Here is a 22,768-nt window from a genome sequence, read left to right as displayed (position 1 = left end):
GACCCGAAGGCCGCCCCGACTGGAGATGATGTTTCTGCCCGGTTTTAGAATTTCTGGGTCAGAGAGATTTTGAAGGTGCGTCCGGCTTCGGAATAGAAATCAACCGGCTGGTTCGTCGTTGATGTGCTGCTTGTGCTGACGTCACGCACACCGACTGCATTCCAGTAGGTCTTGTCAAAGACGTTGTAGATACCTGCCTGAATGCGCAGCCCCTTTGTCTGTTCCGGCTCCCACCAGCCTGTAAGATTGAAGATGCCGTAGCCGGGTGCATCGAAGGTCTGATAGGACGTGCCGGTGATTGTCGTCGCCGGCCCGTCTTCGCGCATGCCGGCAGACAGGATGCTGGAGAAATCCAGCCCCCATTGCTCCTGTTCGTAGCCGATGCCGAGGACTGATTTCAGGGGTGCTACAGTACGAATGAACTCGCCGGTGTCTGAATCCTTGCCATAGGCATAAGCAAGAGAACCATGCAGGAATATGCCGTTTGCAAAATCTTTGCGGGCGCTGACTTCAACACCCGAAATCTCGACCTTGTCGCGGTTGCGCCAGGTAAACAACATGGCGGGCTCTCCAGCAACGACGTTGCCGGTTGTCCGGAAAACATCGATGAAATTGGAGTAGCGATTATGGAACAGCGTGAGCTTTCCATTGAGATCGTTGCTCGCATAATTCGCGCCGATTTCAAAGCCCTGCGCGGTTTCGGGTTTCAGGTTGGGATTGCCGATATTTGCGTAACTGTTGCCGTTGCGAAAATCGATATAGAGTTCATTGACGGTCGGTGGGCGGAACGCCATCGACCATTGCCCGAACAATTCGATTTCCGGCGTAAGCTGGTAGGTTGCCAAAAGTTTTGGTGAAACGCGAATACCATCCTGCCCGTCCGGTAAGCCGAATACCGAGAAACCGGTGTTGTTTCTAAAGGCGTCGGAATTCTTAGGGCTGTAATCGTACCAGTCGAGCCGAACGCCGGGCGTTAGAGCAAAGCCGGTATCTGCAAAGGAGATACGGTCGTCGAGATAAAGACCCAGACGCTTGCCATCGACATCCGGCATATCCGATTGTGATACTACCGTGCTGGCCGGCACGACGCGGAGGAACTGCTGCGTTTCAGAATACTGGAAATATCCGCCAAAACGGACCGCGTGGTTCAAATTACCCACGCTGAATTCTGAAAGTGCGTCGCCGACGATGCCGACAGAGCTTTCCTCCACGTCGTTGTCACGGGAATATGCCGACAGTGCCGCTGGCGGTATGCCGCGCGTTCCGTAAGAGCCTGCCTCTTTTTGCAGTCTTTGCCAATAAAGAGCGAGGTTGGCGGAATCGATCAGCCCATCCGTGGATGGGGCTTCATAGCTGTAGTCAAGAGACACACGTTCACGCCGCGTGTCATCGTAGCCCGAGTAGTTGCCGGGTGTGAAATTCGAGGCCGGTGCGGGCGGGTTCGGAATAAGCCCCTGAACTGTTTTCAGATCGGTGGTGCTGTCGAGATTGAAGCGCTCGGCGGTCAGGCCGATGCGATGGCCCCCTTCCAGATCCTGACGGACCTTGAACAGGAGATTGTACTGGTCGTAGTCGCTGGGGTTCGCTTCCGTGCGATTTATGCCGAGAATATCCGCTGTCCCCTGACTGTCTCGCTCATGACCTTTTTTGTAGCCGCCCTGAAACAGCACGGAGGTATTTTCGATTTTCTTGGCAACAGCCAGAGACCCACCGAAACTTTTGTCTTCGCTGTCATAAGTCGTCTTTGCTACACCACCCCAGTCACGACCGTCTTCGATGAGGTCTTCCGGTTCCAGCGTGCGCAGTACCAGCGCACCTCCCAGGGCGCCGGCTCCAATCCGGCTGGAATCGGCGCCGCGCACGACATCGACGGTCGAGAGGGAAGAAAAGTCATAGCTGTTATTGGCATCGCTCATACCGGTCGTCGCAACCGTGCTGCGTGCATAGTTCTCGAAAAAGGGAACGGGAATGTTGTCGATCAGCGTCGTTACGCGCGCTCCGCCCAGACCGCGAATGAACAGGCCGCCCGGCTTGCCGGGCTTGGATTCGATGAAATCAACACCGGGTTCTGCGGTGTTGCCCAAATCGCGGACGTTATTAATTTCCTTCTTGCGAATCTCTTCCGCTGTCGTCTGGCTTGCCAGCGGCGTATCGGCTGCGGCGTTGGCGCTTTTGACGCGCTTGCCCTTGACCACGATCTTTTCAAGCGTCGTCGTGCCGTTCGCCTGCGAAGCGGCATCCTGCGCCCGTGCAGGGCCGGCAAGCGGCAGAAGAGACATGGCAGTGCACAGAAGCAGCGCGGAATGTGTGCGCGAGATGGACATTAGTACCCCCGGTATGCGCGCGGATAAACACGGCGCGCGAAAACGCGCCGCACTTGTGCGCGGCTGAAAATGTTCTGAATTGTTACGGGCGAGCCGATAGGTGAGGACTAGAAAACATGATGATAACTGTCAACATATTATATATGACTTTTCGCATCATGTTTTAAAGCATAACGGCATGTTGCAGAAATGTTACGAGCTGTCGTGGCGTCTTCCAGCCGCTGAATGCGGCAAAAACGCCATGGTGCCGCCAAAGTCCCGACATTGCCGCTTGCTAGGATATTCGCAGCCAGTTTACATGGCGAAAGAAAGCATGCTCCAACAGTAAACAGATTATTATCGGATACGGAAATGAAGTCTCTTGAACTGCTCGTCGAGCGGATCATCCTCTCCAGCCGCTGGCTGCTCGTCGTTTTTTATCTCGGGCTTGTCGCGGCGCTGGCGGTTTATGCGTTTTCCTTCGCGCTCAAATTCCTGAAGGTTGCAAAAAACGTCTTTATTTATGACGAGTCGGATATGATCCTCGCCATGCTTGGGTTGATCGATGCGGCGCTGGTCGCCAGCCTGATCGTCATGGTGATGATTTCCGGTTACGAGAATTTCGTCAGCCGCTTCGACAATGCGGATGATGAGGTTTCGTTTCTGGGCAAGCTCGACGCCGGCAGTCTGAAGATCAAGGTCGCATCGTCGATCGTGGCGATTTCGTCCATCCATCTGCTGCAGATATTCCTCAACGCCAACCAATATTCGGACAGCAAGCTGATGTGGTTCACCATCATTCATCTGGCTTTTGTCGTCTCGGCGGTTATGCTCGGTTTTCTGGAAAAACTGATGGCCAAGCCAAAGGACAAGTCCGAAAAACCCGCGCTTTAATTCAGGTGGTCCGCCGGTCATGAAGGTCGCAACCGTCTTCGCCTTTGCTGTCTGTTCCTCACATTGGGGCATCTTGCGCCCATCGGGTGGTGGTGGCTGAATGTCGAAAACGGAGCGCCAGGCCAGACTTTGCCGTGACCTGTCGGCCGCTGCCGACAGGCAGCAATGGCTGATGGCGCTGCTAGAGGTAATGCGCGCGTTCGGCTATGCCCATGTGACGCTGATGAAATTACCCGGCGGCAGCAATGCCTATGCCTTGCCAACAGTTGTGGAAAGCAGCCTGCCGGTCTGGGTTGTGAATGCGATGACCGCGAATGGTGCGCTTGGCGAGTGTCCCGTTATCAAGCGTGGCGCCTCATCGATGATGCCGCAATACTGGTCGCTGGACGACGCGGATATTTCCTGTGGAACGCTGGCGGAAGCGGGGGCATCACTCGGCAGCATCGGCATCACCTCCGGGCTCATGGTGCCCGTCAGCGGCATGAGCGGAAACCGGCACCTGATGAATTTTGCCGGCGATCGCGATGCCCTCTCACAGGCATCGCTGAATGAACTGGGCATGATCGTGCTGCATGCTCTGGAGGTCTATGACCGTCTTTGCCGCATCGGCTCCAAAAGCCCGTCGCCTTTGACGAAACGGGAGCTCGATGTGGTGCGCTGGACCGCGCAGGGCAAGACCTCCGTGGAGATCGCCGAGCTTCTCTCCATCTCGGAGCACACCGTCAATACCTATATGAACAACGCCATGCGCAAGCTCGACTGCGTCAACCGCACGCAGCTGGTGGCAAAGACCATACGTCAGCGCCTGATAGATTGAGCCGGCCGCAAAGGGCCGGCATCATTGTCAGCGGTCGAGAACGGAACGGAGCTCGACGAGGTTCGAGCGAACCCGCAGTACGTAAAATCCCATGGTGGCGAGATGCGAGGGCATGATCCAGCCGCTTTCCTCGCCGTTGGAAATGATGGCTGGCTGGATGCGCAGCGCCGCGCGGGTCTGCACCAGCGTGTCGTTCCACAGGTTGGTGAGGTTACGCTCGCGGATGACCTGCGCGAAGTCCGATCCGGCGGCGGAAAGCACGCCGTAATAACCGTAGAGCTGGCCATAGGCGAACCAGAAACGGTCGTCGGCGCGGGTATCGAACCAGCCGCCATTATAATTTTCCGAACGCTCGCGTAGAATTGCCGATGTGGAGCCGATATCGCCGGCAATACGGTCGATGAACTGGATGAGGTTGTCGGCACGGGTATCGAAGACGGCCTTGCAGGCGGTCAGTTCGCCGTTGAAAGCCTGGAAGCTGCGGATGGCGGCGCGGTAATAGCTGGGTGTAGGCGTCTTCGGACCGAAGGGATCAAGGCCGAAATACCAGGAATATTCGCTGAACTGCATGTTGCCACGCGCTTCCTGGAGATTGTTGTTGATACCAGAGGTGCCGCGCACGCGGCCAAGCGTATCCACCAGTTCCACCGAGGTGCGGCGCACGGCCTGGTTCACGCCGCGCTGGAACGAAGCCTTGTTATCCAGAAACGGCGTGCTGTCCCAATCCATGCCGAAAAGGCCGAGACGGTAAAGCAGCATGGAGGAAATCCATGCATTCTGGTTGACGTTGAAATCGGTGAGATCGGCGGCGGCATCGACGATGGCGGATCGCTGGCACACGGGTGCGGACGTGTTGGCGGCAGCGCCTGTGGCGCCGGCGGCTGCAGCCGGGGTGGCTGCCGGCAATTCCTGTCCGGGCGGCACGGTGCGTTCAGACAGCTTGTAACGGGAAATGTAATCCGGGTCGAAATTGCTCCAGACCTGCGTCTGCCAGACGAAATATCCGTAAAAGCCGGCAAGCAGGATGAGAACCAGCGCGATCGGTCCCTTGATGATCCAGTTGCGGTCGCGATACCAGCCATGGGCGGCCATGAAGGGCCACAAAAGCCAGGCGACGACCATGCCGGCGGCCTTGCCGATGGCGCTGAAGGCTGCCTGAATCAATGCGGTGATCCGGTCGATCATGTCGTCATAGTCTCCTCTGCCCGTGGGGCTGGACGCCGGAAGAAAAATCCGCGGTTCAACCGGGCGCCCTTCGGCGCTTCGGAAAAACCACGGTCATTTACTGTCTTCCAGATATGTCCCGGTCAACCGGGATACAACATGATTGCGAAACTTTTCTCAACCTGCGGTCCGCGTCGGCCATTCCGGCATGCTCAGACTGCTTAACCGGATATTGCCGGCGCGGAACCGTGGGGATATGCGGTTACAGGCCCAGTTTGGTGATCTCGGCATTCAGCCGGTCACGGGCTTTCTTCGGCAGCTTACCGTTCTTGACAGCATCCAGATTGGCCGGCGGTGCGTCGCCAACGACAATGAGAGCCACCATGCCCATGCCAAGATGCGGTGTGCATTTGACGACATATGCGCCTTCCTTGTCGACCGTCACCTTCACCGTCTCGTTCATCTTGCCCTTGAAGTCGGCGACACCTTCGGGGATCATTTCCTTGACGGCTGCCGCATCATGGCCCTTGTCGACCGGAACGAAGGTGATGACGTCACCGACAGCGGCCTTGACGGTTGCCGGTTCGAAGACCATCGCCTGGCCGTCGCTGCCCTTGTTGAGCATCTTTACTTCGATTTCAGCCGAGAGGGCGGGAAAGGCGAAAAGGCCTGCGATGATGGCGAGGCTGGCGAATTTGGCAGTTTTGTTCTGCATAATTTTGCTCCTGAGAGAAAGCACATCCACGCGAATGTGTCGTCCTCGTCTTAGCGCAGGAGCAGGGCAGCCATCTTTGCGAAAAATCAAATGCGGCAACCGGACGCAGAGGCTCAGCCGCCCTTGATGGTCTCCACCCAATGGCGGCGGCAGAAGGAAACGTATTTTTCATTGCCGCCGACCTCGATCTGCGCGCCTTCCGTCACGACCTTTCCTTCATTGTCGAAACGGGCCACCATCGTCGCCTTGCGACCGCAATGGCAGATGGTGCGGATTTCGCGAAGCTCGTCGGCGATGGCGAGCAGTTCCTTCGAGGCGGGGAATAACTTGCCCTGAAAATCCGTGCGCAGGCCATAGGTCATGACCGGAATATTCAGCCTGTCGGCAATATTGGCCAGCTGCCAGACATGGTGTTCGGAGAGAAAGTTGGCTTCGTCGATGAAAACGCAGGCGACCGGCGCCTCGGCATTAAGGGCCGATACCTCGGCGAAGAGGTCGGTATTTTCATCGAAGGTCAGGGCGTCGGAGGACAGGCCGATGCGCGAGGCGACGCGACCGACGCCCGCCCGGTTGTCGAAGGCGGCCGTGAAGATCAGGGTGCGCATGCCGCGTTCCTGATAATTATAGGACGCCTGCAGCAGCATGGTCGATTTGCCGGCATTCATCGTCGAATAATTGAAATAGAGTTTTGCCATTATCCACTCCCGGAGCGCCTTTGCGTTCGTCAGACGCGTCGCAACCATGCTCCAATTTTCTGAATCGGCGCATCGCGCCTTGCAAAACCGATTCTCATTCCCGAGCCGATGCTGCAATCTGCGTCTTTTGACGGCGAAGAAGCGGGTTGAAAAGTGCGGAGATGGAAAAAACACAGATTTCCGCGGCCTGCCATTCTCGACATTACACGGTTGAAGGCCGACATTTTCACGGTTTTGTCGCAAACGGTGGGCCAAAGCACGCAAATGCACGCGAGTTGATTGTGGCCGGCAGATATTGATAATGGCAAGGGAACGAAAAAAAAGGGAGCAAACAATGTTTGCAAATAGAAGCCGCTGTCTGGCCCTGGCCGCAGCAATCTCCTCCATGACGTTCAGCGCGGCCGGTGCCGCCGAGCCGGCAAGTTGCGGTACGGTGCGTTTCTCAGATGTTGGCTGGACCGACATCACGGCCACAACGGCGACGGCCACCGTACTTCTGAAAAGCCTGGGTTATGAAACCGACGTCAAGCTTCTCTCCGTACCCGTTACCTATACATCCTTGAAAAACAAGGACATCGATGTCTTCCTCGGCAACTGGATGCCGACCATGGAAGGCGATATCGCGCCTTACCGCGAAGACAAATCTGTTGAGACGCTGCGTGAAAACCTGACAGGCGCCAAATACACGCTGGCGACCAACGCCAAGGGTGCCGAACTCGGCATCAAGGACTTCAAGGATATCGCCGCCCATAGCGCCGATCTCGGCGGCAAGATTTACGGCATCGAGCCGGGCAATGACGGCAATCGCCTGATCCTCGACATGGTGGCCAAGGATAGTTTCGGCCTGAAATCATTCGAGGTGGTGGAGTCTTCCGAACAGGGCATGCTGTCGCAGGTTGCCCGTGCGGAAAAATCCGGCGAGCCGATCGTCTTCCTCGGCTGGGAACCGCATCCGATGAATGCGAATTTCAAGCTGACCTACCTGACCGGTGGCGACGAGGTCTTCGGCCCCAATCTCGGCGGCGCGACGATCCATACCAATGTGCGCAAGGGTTATGTCGAGGAGTGCCCGAATGTCGGCGCGTTTCTGAAGAACCTGCAATTTTCCCTGCCCATGGAAAACGAGATCATGGGCAAGATCCTGAATGACGGCCTTGAGGGCGAAGCGGCAGCGACCGCCTGGCTGAAGGCCAATCCGGCGGCGATCGAGCCCTGGCTCGCAAACGTCAAGACCAGGGACGGCAGTGCCGACGCCTTGCCCGCCGCCAAGAAGGCGCTGGGCCTTTAACGCAAGACTATGCATGACTGCGTCCGGCCTGTGCGACAGGCCGGATTGCAGCGGGAAATAACGATGCCCATGCATGACCTCAGCCGGCGAATTTTGCCGCATCGCAGGTCATGCGCCAGCACCGCGCCCGGCAGTCCCGCTGCCGGCCGTCGTTTCTGCATTTGTTCACGAAAGGTCTTTTCTTACCGTGGAATGGCTCAGCGCTCCTGAAAACCGCCTGCCTGTCGGCCGATATGCCAAGGAGGCCATCGATTGGCTGACCGGCAATCTCGCTTTTTTCTTCGATTGGCTTTCTTTCATCTTCCAAAGCGTCATCAACGCCCTGCTTTATGTCTTACAGGCGCCGCATCCGCTGATCATCGTCGCGATAGTGACGGCGTTTTCGGCCTGGACACGCCGGTCCGTCGGCATGCCGCTCTTCACGGCGCTCGGCCTGTTGCTCATCATCAATCTCGGTTACTGGAAAGCCACGACGGAAACGCTGGCGCTGGTGATGGCCGCGAGCGCCGTGTGCATGATCATCGGCATACCGCTCGGCATATTGGCGGCGCGGCGCAAATGGATTTATGCCGGTATGCGCCCGGTGCTGGACCTGATGCAGACCATCCCGACCTTCGTTTATCTTATCCCGGCGCTGGTGCTTTTCGGCCTTGGCATGGTTCCCGGGCTCATCGCCACCGTTATCTTCGCCATTCCGGCCCCCGTACGGCTTACCCGCCTCGGCATCGTCTCGACGCCACCGGCGCTGGTGGAGGCGGCGGTCGCCTTCGGTGCGACGCCGTCCCAGGTTCTGCGCAAGGTGGAGCTTCCCTTCGCCGCGCCGCAGATCATGGCGGGCCTGACCCAGACGATCATGCTGTCGCTGTCAATGGTGGTCATCTCCGCTCTCGTCGGCGCCAACGGGCTCGGCGTACCGGTGGTGCGCGCGCTCAACACCGTCAATATCTCCATGGGCTTCGAGGCAGGGCTGTGTATCGTCATACTGGCGATCGTTCTCGACCGGCTTTTCCGACTTCCAGGCGCGGAGGATGACCTATGAGCGACGCCATCATCTTCGGAAATGTCGATATCGTTTTCGGCGACCGGCCCGATGCCGCCCTGCCGATGATCGACAGAGGCAGTACCCGCGACGAGATCAATAACGAGACCGGGCTGGTGCTCGGTGTTGCCAATGCCTCGCTGTCGGTGAGTGAAGGCGAAATCCTCGTGCTCATGGGGCTTTCCGGATCCGGCAAATCGACGCTGCTTCGCGCCGTCAATGGTCTGGCGCCGGTGGTGCGCGGCAATGTCGGCGTCAAGACCAAGTCCGGTTATGTCGATCCCTATCGCTGCCCGGCGAAGGCGCTGCGCGACCTGCGCACGCACACGGTTTCCATGGTGTTCCAGCAATTCGGCCTTCTGCCCTGGCGCAATGTGGCCGACAATGTCGGTTTTGGGCTCGAGCTTTCCGGCGTGCCGGAAGCGGAGCGCAAACGCATGGTGGCCGAGCAGCTGGAACTGGTGAACCTCTCCGCCTGGGCCGACCGCAAGGTGGGAGAACTTTCCGGCGGCATGCAGCAGCGCGTGGGGCTGGCCCGTGCCTTCGCCACCGGCGCGCCGATTCTCTTGATGGACGAGCCGTTTTCGGCGCTCGATCCGCTGATCAGAAGCCGTTTGCAGGATGAGCTTCTGGAATTCCAGAGCCGGCTGAAGAAGACCATTCTCTTCGTCAGTCACGATCTGGACGAGGCATTCCGCATCGGCAATCGCATCGCCATGATGGAAGGCGGGCGCATCATCCAGTGCGGTACCCCACAGCAGATCGTCAAGCAGCCGGCCACGCAATATGTCGCTGACTTCGTGCAGAACATGAACCCGATCTCGATGCTCACCGCCGCCGACGTGATGAAGCCCGGTGTCGACGAGCGAAACGGGCGACTGACCGTGGCCGCTACCGCGCTTGCGTCATCGCCGCTGATCGACATTCTCGATGCGCTTGCGAAGCATTCGGGCGCGATCGGTGTCGTCGACAATGGCGCGATCATAGGCACAATCTCCGCCGACGAGATCGTGACCGGGCTGACCCGGCATCGCAAAAAATAATATTCCCCCGCGGTGAAAAAGCAAAAAGGGCCTTCCGTGATGGAGGGCCCTTTATGCTTTTAAAGCGGGCCTGCGGCGCAAGTTATACCTTCCCACGGTAGCAAAGAATATTTTTGGTATCATAAGTTATGCATGAAAATAATTACTAATAAAAATCATATTGCAAATTTCGAGAAAATTGCGCAAAGTTAATCTAGATTCTGTAGGCCGTTGCTAAATTTAAGGTGGTATAAGATTGCAGCCTCAAAACCGGGCACTGGTCGTCAAGATTTATACGCTCAAATTTTGATCGTTTACTGCTTATAAATACTACTGCTAATACATAAGGTTATTGCTAAATTGATAAAAATCAGGCAAAAAGATTATAATTTAGTCGCGATGTCTTAAGTAAATAAATGGTCAAGAATAGTCTTTGAAAGGGACACGATATAAGCAAGATTTAGGTATATACAACGTATCCGCCGAATTATAAAAACTTCTTTTGGAACACCTATTATAGCCACCATGACGGTCTTTCCGACTGTCATCAGGAGACTTGAGCGTATGGATAACCAATCTCTGTCGGAACATAGCATCGCCGCTGCAGACTTGCTCTCAGCGATGGCGAATCCCAAGCGCCTGATGATCTTATGCACGCTGGTGGATACGGAAGTGCCGGTCGGTGTTCTCGCTTCGCAGGTTGGTCTCAGCCAGTCCGCTCTTTCGCAGCATCTTTCCAAATTGCGTGCGCAACGGCTGGTCAAGACACGACGGGATGCGCAGACCATCTATTACTCCAGCAACTCCGAATCCGTCAAAAAAATCCTCGCCTCCCTCGAGGAAATTTATTGCCAGGTGCAGAAGAGCAGCAGCAAGACCGCCGCTTGATCCCACGGCCATTTTTCGGGCCTTCGCGGCAACATATCCGTTGAAACCGGCGCACGACGCCGGTTTTTCGTTTTCAGGTCCTGCGTCTGGATCGGAGGACCATCAGGCTTAAGAGGCGCACCTCTCACACCGGCGGGTCTTATGGGGATAGCGCCGCCTGCATCTGTTGTTTGAGGCGGCTTGACGCTGCCGCATATCCGCCGTCCGCACCGTCCACGAAATGCATGTGATCCCGCGAAAGCGGCGAGGGCACGATACAGGTCATCAGGGCGGCCTCCTGTTCGTGCAGGCCAAAATAGCAGGTTCCGGACAGGCGGGCCTGTTCCAGCCGGGCATGGATTTTTTCGAACCGCGCGGCGTCTATGTCCACCGTCATCTTCAGGCCGTCATCGAATTTCCTGAAATCGGTGTTGCTGGCCACCGAGCGTCGGTAACGCTCCGCATTGAACCGCCCGAGCGACACCCCGGTCAGGCCGAGAAGATTGACGAGCAGGCTTTCGCCGAGGATGCGCAGCGAACGGCGCTTCTGCCCCCAGCCATCGTGATAGGCAGCGCCAGCCTTTGCTTCGAGACCGAGGCCTTCTCCGACAAAACCGAGTTTCGGTCCGTCCTCCGGCACGGGGTGGCCATGTCTTGCATCCTGGGCGGCCAGATCAACGAGATCGACGACCAGTTGCCGGAAGGCGGGCATATCCTGCGACGGTCCCGGCACGGCGATGATCGACACCACCTTGCCATGGGTGGCCGGAATGGGGTTCCAGCGGCATGAGAGGCCCGTGAGATCCGGCCGCTCACCCGCTGCGGCGGCTGGCAGGGTATATTGCCCGGCCTTCATCTGCGCTTCCGCCCAGCTGTTGCCGCCGCCCGAAAACATTGCATAGGAAACATCTTCGCTTGCCTGAAAGCGTGCGACCCTGACATCGAAGCCGTTTGTGCGGATGTCTTCGATCGGCACCAGGGCAACCCGCATCGAAAGGTCAAGGTCGTCCTTCACCCAGCGCTGAACGTTCGAAAGGGCGATGCCCGCAAGCGGCATTCCATTTGCCGGCACGGCGACGGCGGCGCCATCGCCACCAAAGACGAATGGCAGGTCATGGCGGCCAAGACTGTTCGAGACGCCTGATAAGACCGCCGCGCCAGCCATGTTGACGGACTTGTACCTGCCGGCACCGATCGCGGCCGTCGAATCGACGATATCGGCGATGGCCAGGCCCCATCCCGGCGGCAGGGCGCGGTAAAGCGCCGGGTCTGCCACGTCCTCAAAATGCCGGAAGACGGGAAGGCCCGTCAGAAATGCGTCATCTGCTGCGATCATGCCGGTATTATCCACTTCTGGCAGCCAAACGCCAAGGGTTTACGAAGGGTCGATTATAGGTTCTGATAGCGCAATCATGACGGGCGGGGCGATTGATTTACAGGTAATAGACCTTATCCAACAAAGGTGACTTGCATAAATCATCAAACCTTCCGTATGAGTTGAGATTGAAGGCTCGGAATTCAAACATGGAACGAGTTTTCGCCGGGAGGCGTCCGATAAGTTTCATTCGGTCAACGCCCATGGCGCTCACCGGGTCCGCGACCCCTTTTAAGGAGACACCAGGATGAAACTGAAGACATTGACCAGCGTGACGCTTGCCGCGTCCTTCGCATTCGCACCCCTTGCCCATGCCGAAATCGTCATCGGCCTGATTGCGCCGCTCACCGGCCCCGTCGCTGCCTATGGCGACCAGGTCAAGAACGGCGCGCAGACGGCAGTCAATGAAATCAACAAAAAGGGCGGCATCCTCGGCGAACAGGTCGTGCTGAAGCTGGCCGACGATGGCGGCGAGCCGAAGCAGGGCGTTTCCGCGGCCAACCAGCTCGTTGCCGAAGGCATTCATTTCGTCGTCGGTCCGGTGACGTCTGGCGTCGCCATTCCGGCATCGGATGTCTTTGCCGAAAACGGCGTACTGATGATCACCCCCACGGCAACTGCGCCGGGCCTGACCAACCGTGGCCTTTCCAACGTCTTCCGTACCTGTGGTCGTGACGACCAGCAGGCCGAGGTTGCGGCGAAATACGTTCTCGCCAACCTCAAGGACAAGAAGATCGCCATCATTCACGACAAGGGCGCCTACGGTAAAGGTCTTGCGGATGCCTTCAAGGCAACGCTGAATGCCGGTGGCGTGACCGAAGTTCTCTATGATGCCCTGACACCCGGCGAAAAGGATCTCGGCGCGCTGACAGCCCGTCTGAAGTCCGACAATGCCGATGTCGTCTATTTCGGCGGTTACCATCCGGAAGCCGGTCTTCTGGTGCGCCAGCTGAAGGACATCGGCTCCAAGGCTGCCGTCATTGGCGGTGACGGCCTGTCGAACAGCGAGTTCTGGAACATCGGTTCGCAGGCTGGCGAAGGCACCATCTTCACCAACGCCTCTGACGCGCTGAAGAACGACGACTCCAAGGCCGCAGCCGAAGCGCTGAAGGCTGCCAACATTCCGGCGGAAGCCTTCACCCTCAATGCCTACGCTGCCGTTGAAGTTCTGAAGGCCGGCATCGAGAAGGCTGGAAGCGCCAAGGATGCCGAAGCGGTTGTCACGGCTCTGAAGAGCGGTGATGCTTTCGCCACGGCAATCGGCAAGGTCACCTATGGCGAGAATGGCGACCTGACGTCGCAGACCTTCTCGCTCTTCAAGTGGCAGGACGGCAAGATCGTCGCCGCCGAATAAGCTGACGATACCGGCCGCACCTGTTGCGGCCGGTATTTTTTCATGGCCTTAAAAACGGGAAAGTGCGCATGCGCGACGCCGAAAAGCACAGCCTTTCAGAAATCGGTTTCGAGCGGACGTTCCCGATCGTCAGGATTTTCGACGAGGCCAAGGCCCGTGAGTTTTATGTCGATTTTCTCGGTTTCGAGATCGACTGGGAACATCGCTTCGGTGACAATTTCCCGCTCTATATGCAGGTATCGCGCGCCGGAATGGGGCTGCACCTCAGCGGCCATCACGGCGATGCGACCCCGGGCTCCAACATCTTCGTCACCATGCGCGGCGTTCACGCCTATCGGCAGGAACTGGCGGCGCATGACTATCGCTTCATGAAGCCGGGCGTAGAAGAACTGCCCTGGGGCGATGTGATGGAAGTCACCGATCCCTTCGGCAACCGCATCCGTTTCTGCGAACAGAAAAGCGAGGACTGAGGTCGTTGATGCGATCTTGAGGCTCTTGACCTTGCCTGCGGTTTGAACGATAGAAAACCCCAATAGCGAACCGCGCGCACGGAGACCCCGTGCGCGCGGTTCGTGCGTTTTGGCAGTCGGTCATGCAATTCGTTCGCATCCGCACGGGGGCAAAAATGAACAGTGAAGGCAATGCACTGGTAAGGAAGCTCGCATTCTGGGGCATTCCACTTTCTTTCGGCGTGCTGGGCCTCAAGCTTCTGGCATGGTGGGTCACGGGGTCCGTCGCACTTCTGTCTGATGGTCTGGAATCGACCGTCAACGTGGTCGCGGCCTTCATCGCCTATTTCGTCATTCGTTATGCGCAGAAGCCCGCCGATGACGACCATCAGTTCGGCCACCACAAGGCGGAGTATATTTCCGCCGTGGTGGAAGGCGTGCTGATCGTCGTAGCCGCGCTCCTGATCGTGCAGGAAGCGTGGAGCAGCCTTTTCAGTCCGAGGCTGCCGGAAGCGCCGGTTCTCGGTCTTGCCATCAACGCCTTTGCAGCCGTCATCAATGCCGTCTGGGCGACAACCCTGATCCGCGTCGGTAAGAAATACGCCTCGCCGGCGCTTGCGGCCGATGGCCATCACATCATGTCCGATGTCGTGACCTCGGCGGGTGTTCTCGTCGGCCTCATTCTGGCGCTTCTGACGGGTTACGCCATTCTCGATCCGCTGCTCGCCATTCTGGTTGCCATCAACATCCTGTTTCAGGGATCGAAGGTCATCCTGCATTCGTTGGGCGGGCTGATGGACCGGGCCGTGGAGCCGGAAGAAGACGAGGCGATCAAGAAGGCGATTGCCGAACATTCCGGCGGCGTGATGGGTGTGCATGACCTTAGAACCCGCCGTGCCGGTTCGGCGGCATTCATCGATTTCCACGTGGTGGTTCCGGCCACGATGACGGTGCGGGAGGCGCATGATATTTGCGACCGCCTTGAAGATGCCATAAGGGAGGTCATACCGGGCGCCAGCCTTGCCATTCACGTCGAGCCTGAGGGCGAAAAGGCGCATGGCGTCAAAGTCATTGTATAAGTAGTCAGGAGTTTTCCATGTCCGTGACGGATGTTTCCGGCCTGTCGCAGCTGGGCACGAAGGTCGATACGCCCGAGAGCCCGGAAAAGGCCATTCTCGAAAAGGTGCCGAACGGCAATGCCGGCACTGATTACGTGGTGCGCTTCACCGCGCCCGAATTCACCTCGCTTTGCCCGATGACCGGCCAGCCGGATTTCGCCCATATCGTCATCGATTATATTCCGGGTGATTTTCTGGTGGAATCGAAGTCGCTGAAGCTGTTCCTGCAGTCCTTCCGTAACCACGGCGCATTCCACGAGGATTGCTCCGTCTATATCGCCAAGCGTCTGGTGGAACTGCTGCAGCCGAAATGGCTGAGGATCGGCGCGTACTGGTATCCGCGTGGCGGCATTCCAATCGACGTCTTCTGGCAGACTGGAGCTGCGCCCGAAGGCGTGTGGCTGCCGGATCAGGGTGTCCCGACCTATCGCGGTCGGGGCTGATCCGGCTGTTTACAGGCATGACGATTCAGGCGAACGACCCGTCGTCGCCTGAATCGGAATCCACATCGTCGGCGCTGTCGTCATAATCGGCCTGCTGGATATTATCGTCATCGTCGTCGTTATTCTGCTGGCTTGCGCTGTCGCCGTAATAATTGTTGACGACGGTTTCTTCGACGGGGGCGTTGCCTGTGGCATTAGTGCCGCCGAAGGGTGAACCCAGTCCCAGCGACGACATATGGCTGCCGAAAATGCCGCTCAACGAATTGGCTAGCAGCATGCCGCCCGCGACGCCGGCGGCGGTGCCAAGCGCACCCTGCAGAAAGCCACCACCTGAACGTCCGACGGCATTGGGCTGCTGGCTCCAGGGGCCGCCGGGTTGCTGCTGACCGGCCGGCGATCCCCAGGGGCCAGCCGTCTGGCCGGCGGTATCATTGCGCCATGAGCTTGGGGCGGCGGCAGGGGCTGGCGTGGGTGCGGGTGGCTGGGGCTGGCCGGTGCCGAAAATGGAACTCAGGAACCCGCCCTGTGCGGCCGCCTGCGGGGCGTTGTTACCGCTTTCCAGCGCATGGATGCGGTCCTCGAGCTGCCTGATATGGGCTGCTGCCGCTTCCAGCCCTTTTTCCTGAACGATCACCGCCTGGGCGAGATAATAGGGGGCTGCGGGCTGATCGCGCACGGCGTCTGCGATCAATGTTTCCGCCTCGCGGTCACGCGGGGTGGCGGATGCGGTTTTGGTCCTGTCGAACAGGCCCTTGAGAAGCTGGCTTTCTTCCGGTGACATATGCTGCCTCCTTACCGTGAAGCGTAAATCCACGATAAGGAGGTAGGCCTCAATTCAGGCTTTTCAAAGCGGCCCGAATTTTAAATTTCGGTAATGATCGTCAGCCGCCGAGGGCAAGCGACAGGCCGGCGATTGCCGTCAGCGCACCGATGGTGCGGCTTGCCGCCGAGCCGAAACGGGCAATGCCAAGGCCGAGCGCGATGCCGGCCAGATGCAGCAGCGCGGTGGCGATCATGAAGCCAAGGCCGAATTGCCAGGCGCCGGCACTGCCCAGTTCACCGCCATGGGCATGGCCGTGGAAAAGCGCGAAAGCGCCGACGATCGCTGCCGCCGCTGTCGCGGGAAGCTTTGCCGCTGCGGCAACCAGCAGGCCGAGACCAATGACGGAGGCGAGGATGGCGGGTTCGACAAAGGGAAGACCGATACCGTAAACCGCCATCAGAAACCCGACGGCCATGGTGCCGACAAAGGCGGACGGCACGATCCACAAGGCTTTTCGGTCACTGTTCGCGGCGGCGATCTGCGAGGCCCATATGCCGACGGCCACCATTGCCAGAATATGGTCCGCGCCAAAGAACGGGTGGGAAACGCCGGCCATGAAGGAGCCGTGTTCTTCCGGGTTCAAATGGGCAAAGGCGGGCAGGGCGGTAACGCCGAGCGCTGTAGCGGCAAGGCCTAATCTTTTCAGCATGTTTCCCTCTTTCGATTGTTGCCGCCGGTCCGGATCCTGGGCTTCCGGTATGGGCAGCGCTGCAATGAGGGGCCGACGATATCGTGAACGCAAAGAAGCTGTCCATGCGTCATCTGCCGGGGGTACTGTTTATTGTTCAGGCGCGAACCTTGTCTTTTTCGCTCATTGCCTTACGTAACAAGTCGCACTATGTCCGAAGGGCATGCAAGAATTACGCTGGAGAGAGCCGTTGATGAACGAAGACGAAGACGACAAGAGCAAGGAACTGCCGATCGGCAAGGAAACGGAAGCGAATCTTTTCAAGTCGCGTTCGATCTTCATCTATGGTGGCATCACGCAGGAACTGGCGCAGAAGGTCTGCACGCAGCTGGTCGCGCTTGCCGCCGCCAGTGACGACGACATTCGCGTTTACGTCAATTCGCCGGGCGGTCACGTGGAATCGGGTGATTCCATCCATGACATGATCAAGTTCATCAAGCCGAAGGTCTATATCATCGGCACGGGCTGGGTCGCTTCCGCTGGCGCGCTGATCTATGTTTCGGTGCCGAAGGAACGTCGTCTTTGCCTGCCGAACACCCGCTTCCTGCTGCACCAACCCTCCGGCGGTACGCGTGGCATGGCATCCGACATCGAGATCCAGGCCCGCGAAATCATCAAGATGAACCAGCGCCTGATCAAGATCTTCTCCAAGGCCACCGGCCAGAGCGAAGAAAAGATCGCCAAGGATATCGATCGCGATTACTGGCTGAGTGCGGATGACGCCAAGGATTACGGCCTCGTCGGCAAGATCGTCGAGAGCCAGTCGGAACTCTGAGTTTCTGATTATCTGTTGAAAAAGCCCGCGCCGGTGAAAACCGGCGCGGGCTTTTTCCGTTCAGGCTAGGGCATCTCCAGTAAAGCGGGATCGCTTTTGCATCAGAACAATGGGTAACAACAAAGCGACAGAGTGTTTTCGCGTTTCGGAGAAAAGCGGAAATGCCCCGGTGTCATTTCATGGCGTCACAGGCCTTCATCATGTCGGCCTTCTTCATCTTGTCCATTTCCATGCCAGCCTTGTGCATGCAGTCCTTCTTGCCTGTCATGGACATGCCGTCTTTTTTCATCGTCTCCATTTTCATCTTGTCGCCGTGCATGGCATCCTTCTTCATCGTGTCGGTTTTCATGCTGTCGGCATGGGCGATGCCTGCGAAAGACAGGGCGGACAGCATGGAAGCGACGGCAATGGTGCCAAAAATGCGGATCATGAAAGGTCTCCTCTGGACGTCATTTTATGTCCGCCGGCGTTGTGCCGGGGGCTCACGACTTTCCATTCGGTCGGAAACGGCCCATCGTTACAGCTTCACGTGCTTGTGAGAGCATATTCGGGCGAGATTATTTTTAAGCCATTATGTAACAATATCCTGCGGACTGCGAATAACCCGATAGTGACGATGACAGGCAGCCTTTCGGAAGAAACATTAAAGATACTGATGCTGCGTTCCCTTGACGGGGACGATAGCGCCTACAGGCATTTGCTCCACGCCTTGCGCCGGCTGCTTATTGCCTATTATGGGCGGCGCATGGCCTCCACTTCCAGAGGCGATGTGGAGGATCTTGTACAGGAAACCCTGTTGTCGCTTCACGCCAAACGGGGGACCTATGATCGTGCGCGACCTTTCACGGCCTGGTTTTTTTCGATCGCGCGCTACAAGCTCATCGACCACTATCGTGGCAGGGGTGGGCGCATGCTGGCGGAAGTGGAGCTCGATGAGACGCTGGAGGCCGAGCCAACCATCGATGCGGTGACGGCACGCATGGATGTGGAACGGCTGCTCGACGACTTGCCGGAACGGCAACGCGACCTCATTCGCAATGTGAAGCTTGAAGGGCAGTCGATTGCCGAAGCGGCAAAAAAATCCGGCCAGACCGAGCTTGCAGCAAGGGTCGGCATTCACAGGACGCTGAAAGTCCTGGCGGCAAAATTGCGGGGAGATTCGTGAGAAAGACGGACGACATCATTGACCAACTGGCGGGTGACCTCAGGCCCGTGCCCGCTTTTGCGATGGAGCGCAGGCTCGCGCTTGCGGTCTTGCCCGCGCTTGGCATTTCGCTGTTGCTGATGCTCGTCATTCTCGGGCTGCGCGTCGATATGGACGATGCTTTCACCGAACTGGGTTTCTGGATCAAGTCTGCCTATAACGCCCTGCTGGCCGTTGCTGCATTTGTCGCCGTCAGACGACTTGCCAGCCCCGATGGGGACAGCGGCTTTTTCTTCGTTTGGCTTGCGCTGATTTTCGTCGCGATGGTGGCGATAGCGCTTGTCCAGCTCGGTTTTGCCGTGCCGGGCAGTTATCGCGCCCTTATTCTGGGGCGGTCGGCGCTGCATTGCCCGTTTCTGATCGCGGCTTTTTCGCTTCCCGTCTTTTTGGCGAATTTCGCCGTTCTCAAACGCGCCGCTCCGGCTGACCCGACGCTTGCCGGTTTTGTCGGTGGCCTTGCCGCGGGTGCGGCCGGAGCCTGGGTCTATTCCTGGTTCTGCACCGAAAACGGCATGGCATTCGTGCTGATCTGGTATTCGCTAGGCATTCTCATGATGGGCCTGATCGGTGCCTTTGCAGGTTCCCGTTTTCTGCGCTGGTGAAAGGCGCTGCTCTTGCCGGCTCCGAACGTGGTCCGGAGCCGGTGTCTCATGTCGTCACGGATTTCACTGGCCCAGATTGGCGGGAACTGCGAAGGCCGCGAACTGGGTGAACTGCTTGCCCGGATTGAAATTGTCGTCCGAGGCGATGAAGAAAAGCTGCTTGCCATCCACCACCGGTCCGAATGCGAAGCTTTCGATATTGTCGATGTCGAGACCGAAATCGCCTTCGTTGATCTCGAACCACGGGGTTTTCGATACGGCGCGCACATTCGCCGCTTCGATCTTGTCCTTGCCAAGGATGTTTTCCGCGCCGGACAGATCAGCAATGAAAAAGCGGATATGGTTGCCGACGCCGGAAGCGAAATTGCGCTCCACCGTGACAAACCGGCCATCCGGCATGGCGGCGATGGCGGAGAGACCATTGTCGTTATATTTCGGTTCGGCGGCTGTCGGGGTCTTCGAGATCGCCTCGGTGACATAGACATGTTCGGCAACCGGCGTCAGTGTCGCCGTGTCGATGACGAGAATGCGGGACGGGCTGCCGGCCTGCGGGGTGGCCTTCTGGCCATCCTGGGTCAGCGCGTTTTCCGTGGCGGCGATGAGCTTGCCGGATGTCAGCGTTAGCCCCTCAAAGCCGAGATTATTCTGCACGCCTCTCGTCTTTGCATCATTGACGAGATAGGCCTCGGGCAGTTCCAGCCGCCTTACATCGCTGCCATCGAGGTTCGAGACATAGATCGCCGGCTGGTTTTTCAGGTCGCGTTCGGACGACCAGTAGAGCTTGCCGGCCTTGCGGTCGAGTGCGATGCCTTCGGCGTCGATGCCCTTCAGCGCGAAGGCTGCGCCGGTCTCGTCCTTCAATTCGCGGGTGGCGGCGATGTTCAGCGTGACGGCCCCTTCCGTCACGGCCAGTTCCAGTTCGTAATAACGGGCAGGGCCTTTTTCGACGCGGTCATCGGAAATGGCCAGATAACGGCCGGTTTCGCTATCAAAAGTCAGATCGGAAATGCCGCCGAAAGCAACGCCATTGATGGAGAGGCCGGAAGGCACGACGATCTGGCCGAGAAAGGCTGGCGGTGGCGGGGTCTGTGCGGCGGCCGGAAGGGCCACAAGGCAGAAAGCGGCGATGGCGGCGATGCGAAACATGGAGGCGATCCTTCTTGTGGCGGCTGCCCTGTTGGGATGGATGCCGCGAGGATTAGCGCCCTGCCGCTAAACTTTGATGACGTTTTCCGTATCTCCGTACCTGAAGTCCGGCGGCTCATCTTGCCAAGCCTTGTCTTTTTTGATCCTGAATATAGTGATGCTTCATCCAAAGCGTGTCGTGCTGTCCGGATTCGCGCCCTACGCTTCAAATTTTGTTCCTGCCTGTCGCCCCGCCGTCCGTTGCGGTTCCAGCGACTGGCAGCAGGCCCGCAGAGTGCTTCATGCTGAAAGATTTTTCCGTCCAGAGCCTGTTCATGGGATGCCTTACCGCCTTTGTCGGTTTTGCCAGTTCCTTTGCCGTCGTGTTACAGGGCCTCAAAGCCGTCGGCGCGACGGATTTCGAGGCGGCCTCCGGGCTGATGGCGCTTTCGGTGGCGATGGGGCTTTGCGCCATCGTTCTTTCCGCCACCACCCGGCTGCCGGTCAGCATTGCCTGGTCGACGCCGGGTGCGGCCCTTCTGGCAACCACCGGTGTGATCGAGGGCGGGTTTCCGGCGGCCGTGGGCGGGTTCATCATCTGCGCCGTGCTGATCATCATCGCCGGCCTGTTCAAGCCGCTCGGGCGCGCGGTTGCCTCCATTCCCGCGCCGCTCGCCAATGCCATGCTGTCAGGTGTCATCATCGGCCTGTGCTTTGCGCCGGTGAAGGCGATCGGCTTTAACCCGGCGCTTGGTTTGCCGATCATTCTTGCCTGGATCGTGGTGGGAGCCTTCAGGCGGCTTTTCGCCGTGCCTGCCGCCCTTGCCGCCTTTGTGCTCGTCATGATCTTCGGGGTCGATATTCCGGCGGGCGCGCTTGATAGCGTGGCGCAATCGCTGACGCCGCCGATGGAATGGGTGACGCCCGTCTTCAGCCTGCATGCCGTCGTCTCCATCGCGCTGCCGCTGTTCATCGTTACCATGGCCTCGCAGAACATTCCCGGCATCGCGGTGCTGAAGGTCAATCATTACGATCCGCAGCCCGGGCCGCTTTTCGCCACGACCGGCTTCTTCTCGCTGCTTTCCGCATCCTTCGGCGGCCATGCCGTCAATCTCGCAGCGATCACCGCGGCGATGTGCGCGGGCGAGGACGCCCATGCCGACCCCAAACGGCGCTATTGGGCGGCGATCATCGGCGGTGTCGGTTACATCATCTTCGGCCTGTTGGCCGGCGTGGTCACGGCCTTCGTGGCGCTGGCGCCGCCCATCCTCATTCAGGCGGTGGCGGGGCTGGCGCTGGTCGGCGCCTTTTCCGGTTCCGCCGTCGCGGCCTTCAAGGAGCCGGAAACCCGCGAGGCAGCGGCGATCACTTTCCTCATCACCGCATCTGGCCTTTCTTTTGCAGGCGTTTCCGGGGCGTTCTGGGGGCTGATCGGCGGCGGGCTGATGATGGCGTTGCAGCGGGTAGTGAAGCGTGATTAGATAGGGAGCTTATTGTTTTAAGAAATATTTATTTATGGATTTCGAATTCGATCCCGCCAAAAGCGAAAGTAATAAAGACAAACATGGAATGGATTTCGTCGAGGCAAGAGCGCTTTGGCTGGACGAGAAAAGACTTGTCGCACCTCTCGAAACCACGTCGGAAGAACGGTATATTATGATTGCGCAATTGCGCGGAAAGTGCTGGAGCGCCATCTACACCTATAGAAATGACCGGTTGCGGATCATTTCCGTCAGGCGTTCCAGAGACAAGGAGAAGCAGCGTTATGAAGACGATCAGCGCTGAAGATTTCGACAGGAAATTCGACGATGGCGAAGACGTCGACGATTATGTCGACTGGTCGAAGGCTAGCCGGCCCGGTAAGGAACAAACCAATTTCGATCTTCCCAATGGGATTTTGCGTCAGGTGGATGCGGAGGCGGCTCGCCTTGGAACGACGCGCGAGGCCCTCATCGTCAAATGGATATCGGAAAAGCTGGAGAGTAATCAGCGAGTAAAATAGGCGGGG

Annotated in this window: 25 protein-coding genes; 16 read left to right on the top strand and 9 right to left on the bottom strand. The window is 58.2% G+C overall.

The window, feature by feature from the left end:
- Positions 1–44 precede the first annotated feature (44 nt).
- The gene (locus tag PL640_RS13435) at positions 45–2,324 is read right to left on the bottom strand and encodes a TonB-dependent hemoglobin/transferrin/lactoferrin family receptor (RefSeq protein ID WP_271362259.1); all 2,280 of its coding nucleotides are present in this window, start codon (positions 2,322–2,324) and stop codon (positions 45–47) included.
- A 351-nt stretch (positions 2,325–2,675) separates the two neighbouring features.
- Between PL640_RS13435 and PL640_RS13430 the strand changes: the two genes are divergently transcribed.
- Positions 2,676–3,197, top strand: coding sequence for a TIGR00645 family protein (locus PL640_RS13430; RefSeq protein ID WP_269702010.1), 522 nt, complete (start codon positions 2,676–2,678; stop codon positions 3,195–3,197).
- Between the two features lie 100 nt (positions 3,198–3,297).
- Positions 3,298–4,014 (top strand): helix-turn-helix transcriptional regulator, encoded by a 717-nt coding sequence (locus PL640_RS13425; RefSeq protein WP_271362258.1) that lies wholly within the window; start codon positions 3,298–3,300, stop codon positions 4,012–4,014.
- Between the two features lie 27 nt (positions 4,015–4,041).
- On the opposite strand, the gene PL640_RS13420 is transcribed toward PL640_RS13425, so the two are convergent.
- The 3 genes from PL640_RS13420 to PL640_RS13410 all read right to left on the bottom strand — a co-directional run bounded on the left by PL640_RS13420 (position 4,042) and on the right by PL640_RS13410 (position 6,588).
- The gene (locus PL640_RS13420) at positions 4,042–5,199 is read right to left on the bottom strand and encodes a DUF2333 family protein (protein ID WP_271362257.1); all 1,158 of its coding nucleotides are present in this window, start codon (positions 5,197–5,199) and stop codon (positions 4,042–4,044) included.
- 241 nt (positions 5,200–5,440) lie between these two features.
- Positions 5,441–5,893 (bottom strand): pseudoazurin, encoded by a 453-nt coding sequence (locus PL640_RS13415; protein ID WP_065113916.1) that lies wholly within the window; start codon positions 5,891–5,893, stop codon positions 5,441–5,443.
- A gap of 113 nt (positions 5,894–6,006) precedes the next feature.
- Positions 6,007–6,588, bottom strand: a complete 582-nt coding sequence (locus PL640_RS13410) for a thymidine kinase (RefSeq protein WP_142840417.1) — start codon at positions 6,586–6,588, stop codon at positions 6,007–6,009.
- 385 nt (positions 6,589–6,973) lie between these two features.
- Between PL640_RS13410 and PL640_RS13405 the strand changes: the two genes are divergently transcribed.
- The 4 genes from PL640_RS13405 (at position 6,974) to PL640_RS13390 (ending at position 10,825) form a co-directional block, all read left to right on the top strand.
- Positions 6,974–7,876 (top strand): choline ABC transporter substrate-binding protein, encoded by a 903-nt coding sequence (locus PL640_RS13405; RefSeq protein WP_404944520.1) that lies wholly within the window; start codon positions 6,974–6,976, stop codon positions 7,874–7,876.
- Positions 7,877–8,063: 187 nt separating this feature from the next.
- Entirely contained in the window at positions 8,064–8,915 is an 852-nt protein-coding gene (choW, locus tag PL640_RS13400) for a choline ABC transporter permease subunit (RefSeq protein ID WP_271362423.1), read from the top strand.
- Positions 8,912–9,958, top strand: coding sequence for a choline ABC transporter ATP-binding protein (choV, locus tag PL640_RS13395; protein WP_142840415.1), 1,047 nt, complete (start codon positions 8,912–8,914; stop codon positions 9,956–9,958). The genes choW and choV overlap by 4 nt, the downstream gene beginning before the upstream one ends.
- A gap of 543 nt (positions 9,959–10,501) precedes the next feature.
- Positions 10,502–10,825: an ArsR/SmtB family transcription factor gene (locus tag PL640_RS13390; protein ID WP_046797913.1), complete on the top strand. Its 324-nt coding sequence runs from the start codon at positions 10,502–10,504 to the stop codon at positions 10,823–10,825.
- A 139-nt stretch (positions 10,826–10,964) separates the two neighbouring features.
- On the opposite strand, the gene PL640_RS13385 is transcribed toward PL640_RS13390, so the two are convergent.
- Positions 10,965–12,140 (bottom strand): DUF3095 domain-containing protein, encoded by a 1,176-nt coding sequence (locus PL640_RS13385; RefSeq protein ID WP_271362256.1) that lies wholly within the window; start codon positions 12,138–12,140, stop codon positions 10,965–10,967.
- 286 nt (positions 12,141–12,426) lie between these two features.
- On the opposite strand from PL640_RS13385, the gene PL640_RS13380 reads away from it, so the two are divergent.
- The 4 genes from PL640_RS13380 (at position 12,427) to queF (ending at position 15,543) form a co-directional block, all read left to right on the top strand.
- A complete protein-coding gene (locus PL640_RS13380) occupies positions 12,427–13,533 on the top strand; it encodes a branched-chain amino acid ABC transporter substrate-binding protein (RefSeq protein WP_142840413.1) in 1,107 nt (368 codons plus the stop codon).
- Positions 13,534–13,601: 68 nt separating this feature from the next.
- On the top strand, positions 13,602–14,003 hold the full coding sequence (locus PL640_RS13375) for a glyoxalase superfamily protein (protein ID WP_142840412.1): 402 nt from the start codon (positions 13,602–13,604) through the stop codon (positions 14,001–14,003).
- A 155-nt stretch (positions 14,004–14,158) separates the two neighbouring features.
- On the top strand, positions 14,159–15,061 hold the full coding sequence (locus PL640_RS13370; protein WP_271362422.1) for a cation diffusion facilitator family transporter: 903 nt from the start codon (positions 14,159–14,161) through the stop codon (positions 15,059–15,061).
- 17 nt (positions 15,062–15,078) lie between these two features.
- Positions 15,079–15,543, top strand: coding sequence for a preQ(1) synthase (gene queF, locus PL640_RS13365; protein WP_142840411.1), 465 nt, complete (start codon positions 15,079–15,081; stop codon positions 15,541–15,543).
- Positions 15,544–15,568: 25 nt separating this feature from the next.
- On the opposite strand, the gene PL640_RS13360 is transcribed toward queF, so the two are convergent.
- Both PL640_RS13360 and PL640_RS13355 read right to left on the bottom strand, forming a co-directional pair.
- The gene (locus PL640_RS13360; protein WP_271362255.1) at positions 15,569–16,324 is read right to left on the bottom strand and encodes a DUF2076 domain-containing protein; all 756 of its coding nucleotides are present in this window, start codon (positions 16,322–16,324) and stop codon (positions 15,569–15,571) included.
- A 100-nt stretch (positions 16,325–16,424) separates the two neighbouring features.
- Positions 16,425–17,015 carry a HupE/UreJ family protein gene (locus tag PL640_RS13355; RefSeq protein WP_271362254.1) on the bottom strand — a complete coding sequence of 197 codons (591 nt, stop codon included), beginning with the start codon at positions 17,013–17,015 and terminating at the stop codon, positions 16,425–16,427.
- A gap of 232 nt (positions 17,016–17,247) precedes the next feature.
- Here PL640_RS13355 and PL640_RS13350 point away from each other — a divergent pair, with 232 nt between their 5' ends.
- On the top strand, positions 17,248–17,829 hold the full coding sequence (locus PL640_RS13350) for an ATP-dependent Clp protease proteolytic subunit (protein WP_142840408.1): 582 nt from the start codon (positions 17,248–17,250) through the stop codon (positions 17,827–17,829).
- A gap of 172 nt (positions 17,830–18,001) precedes the next feature.
- Here PL640_RS13350 and PL640_RS13345 read toward each other — a convergent pair whose 3' ends face one another.
- Positions 18,002–18,259: a pentapeptide MXKDX repeat protein gene (locus PL640_RS13345; protein ID WP_271362253.1), complete on the bottom strand. Its 258-nt coding sequence runs from the start codon at positions 18,257–18,259 to the stop codon at positions 18,002–18,004.
- A 219-nt stretch (positions 18,260–18,478) separates the two neighbouring features.
- On the opposite strand from PL640_RS13345, the gene PL640_RS13340 reads away from it, so the two are divergent.
- Together PL640_RS13340 and PL640_RS13335 are read left to right on the top strand one after the other, a co-directional pair.
- A complete protein-coding gene (locus PL640_RS13340; protein ID WP_161991280.1) occupies positions 18,479–18,994 on the top strand; it encodes a sigma-70 family RNA polymerase sigma factor in 516 nt (171 codons plus the stop codon).
- Positions 18,991–19,635, top strand: coding sequence for an NrsF family protein (locus PL640_RS13335; protein ID WP_271362252.1), 645 nt, complete (start codon positions 18,991–18,993; stop codon positions 19,633–19,635). Before PL640_RS13340 ends, PL640_RS13335 begins: the two co-directional genes overlap by 4 nt.
- Before the next feature lie 63 nt (positions 19,636–19,698).
- Here the strand turns inward: PL640_RS13335 and PL640_RS13330 are convergent, their stop codons facing one another.
- On the bottom strand, positions 19,699–20,781 hold the full coding sequence (locus PL640_RS13330) for an esterase-like activity of phytase family protein (RefSeq protein WP_271362251.1): 1,083 nt from the start codon (positions 20,779–20,781) through the stop codon (positions 19,699–19,701).
- Positions 20,782–21,062: 281 nt separating this feature from the next.
- On the opposite strand from PL640_RS13330, the gene PL640_RS13325 reads away from it, so the two are divergent.
- Genes PL640_RS13325 through brnA form a run of 3 tightly spaced genes read left to right on the top strand, consistent with a single transcriptional unit; the run spans position 21,063 to position 22,762 of the window.
- Complete coding sequence (locus PL640_RS13325) at positions 21,063–22,241, top strand: benzoate/H(+) symporter BenE family transporter (protein ID WP_271362250.1); 1,179 nt, start codon at positions 21,063–21,065, stop codon at positions 22,239–22,241.
- A 34-nt stretch (positions 22,242–22,275) separates the two neighbouring features.
- Positions 22,276–22,545 (top strand): BrnT family toxin, encoded by a 270-nt coding sequence (locus PL640_RS13320; RefSeq protein WP_271362249.1) that lies wholly within the window; start codon positions 22,276–22,278, stop codon positions 22,543–22,545.
- On the top strand, positions 22,526–22,762 hold the full coding sequence (gene brnA / locus PL640_RS13315; protein ID WP_271362248.1) for a type II toxin-antitoxin system BrnA family antitoxin: 237 nt from the start codon (positions 22,526–22,528) through the stop codon (positions 22,760–22,762). Before PL640_RS13320 ends, brnA begins: the two co-directional genes overlap by 20 nt.
- Positions 22,763–22,768 lie beyond the last annotated feature (6 nt).

It is taken from the genome of Agrobacterium sp. ST15.16.024 (assembly GCF_027956545.1).
GTDB classification, from domain to species: domain Bacteria; phylum Pseudomonadota; class Alphaproteobacteria; order Rhizobiales; family Rhizobiaceae; genus Agrobacterium; species Agrobacterium cucumeris.
This window is presented reverse-complemented; position numbering and strand designations above follow the sequence as displayed.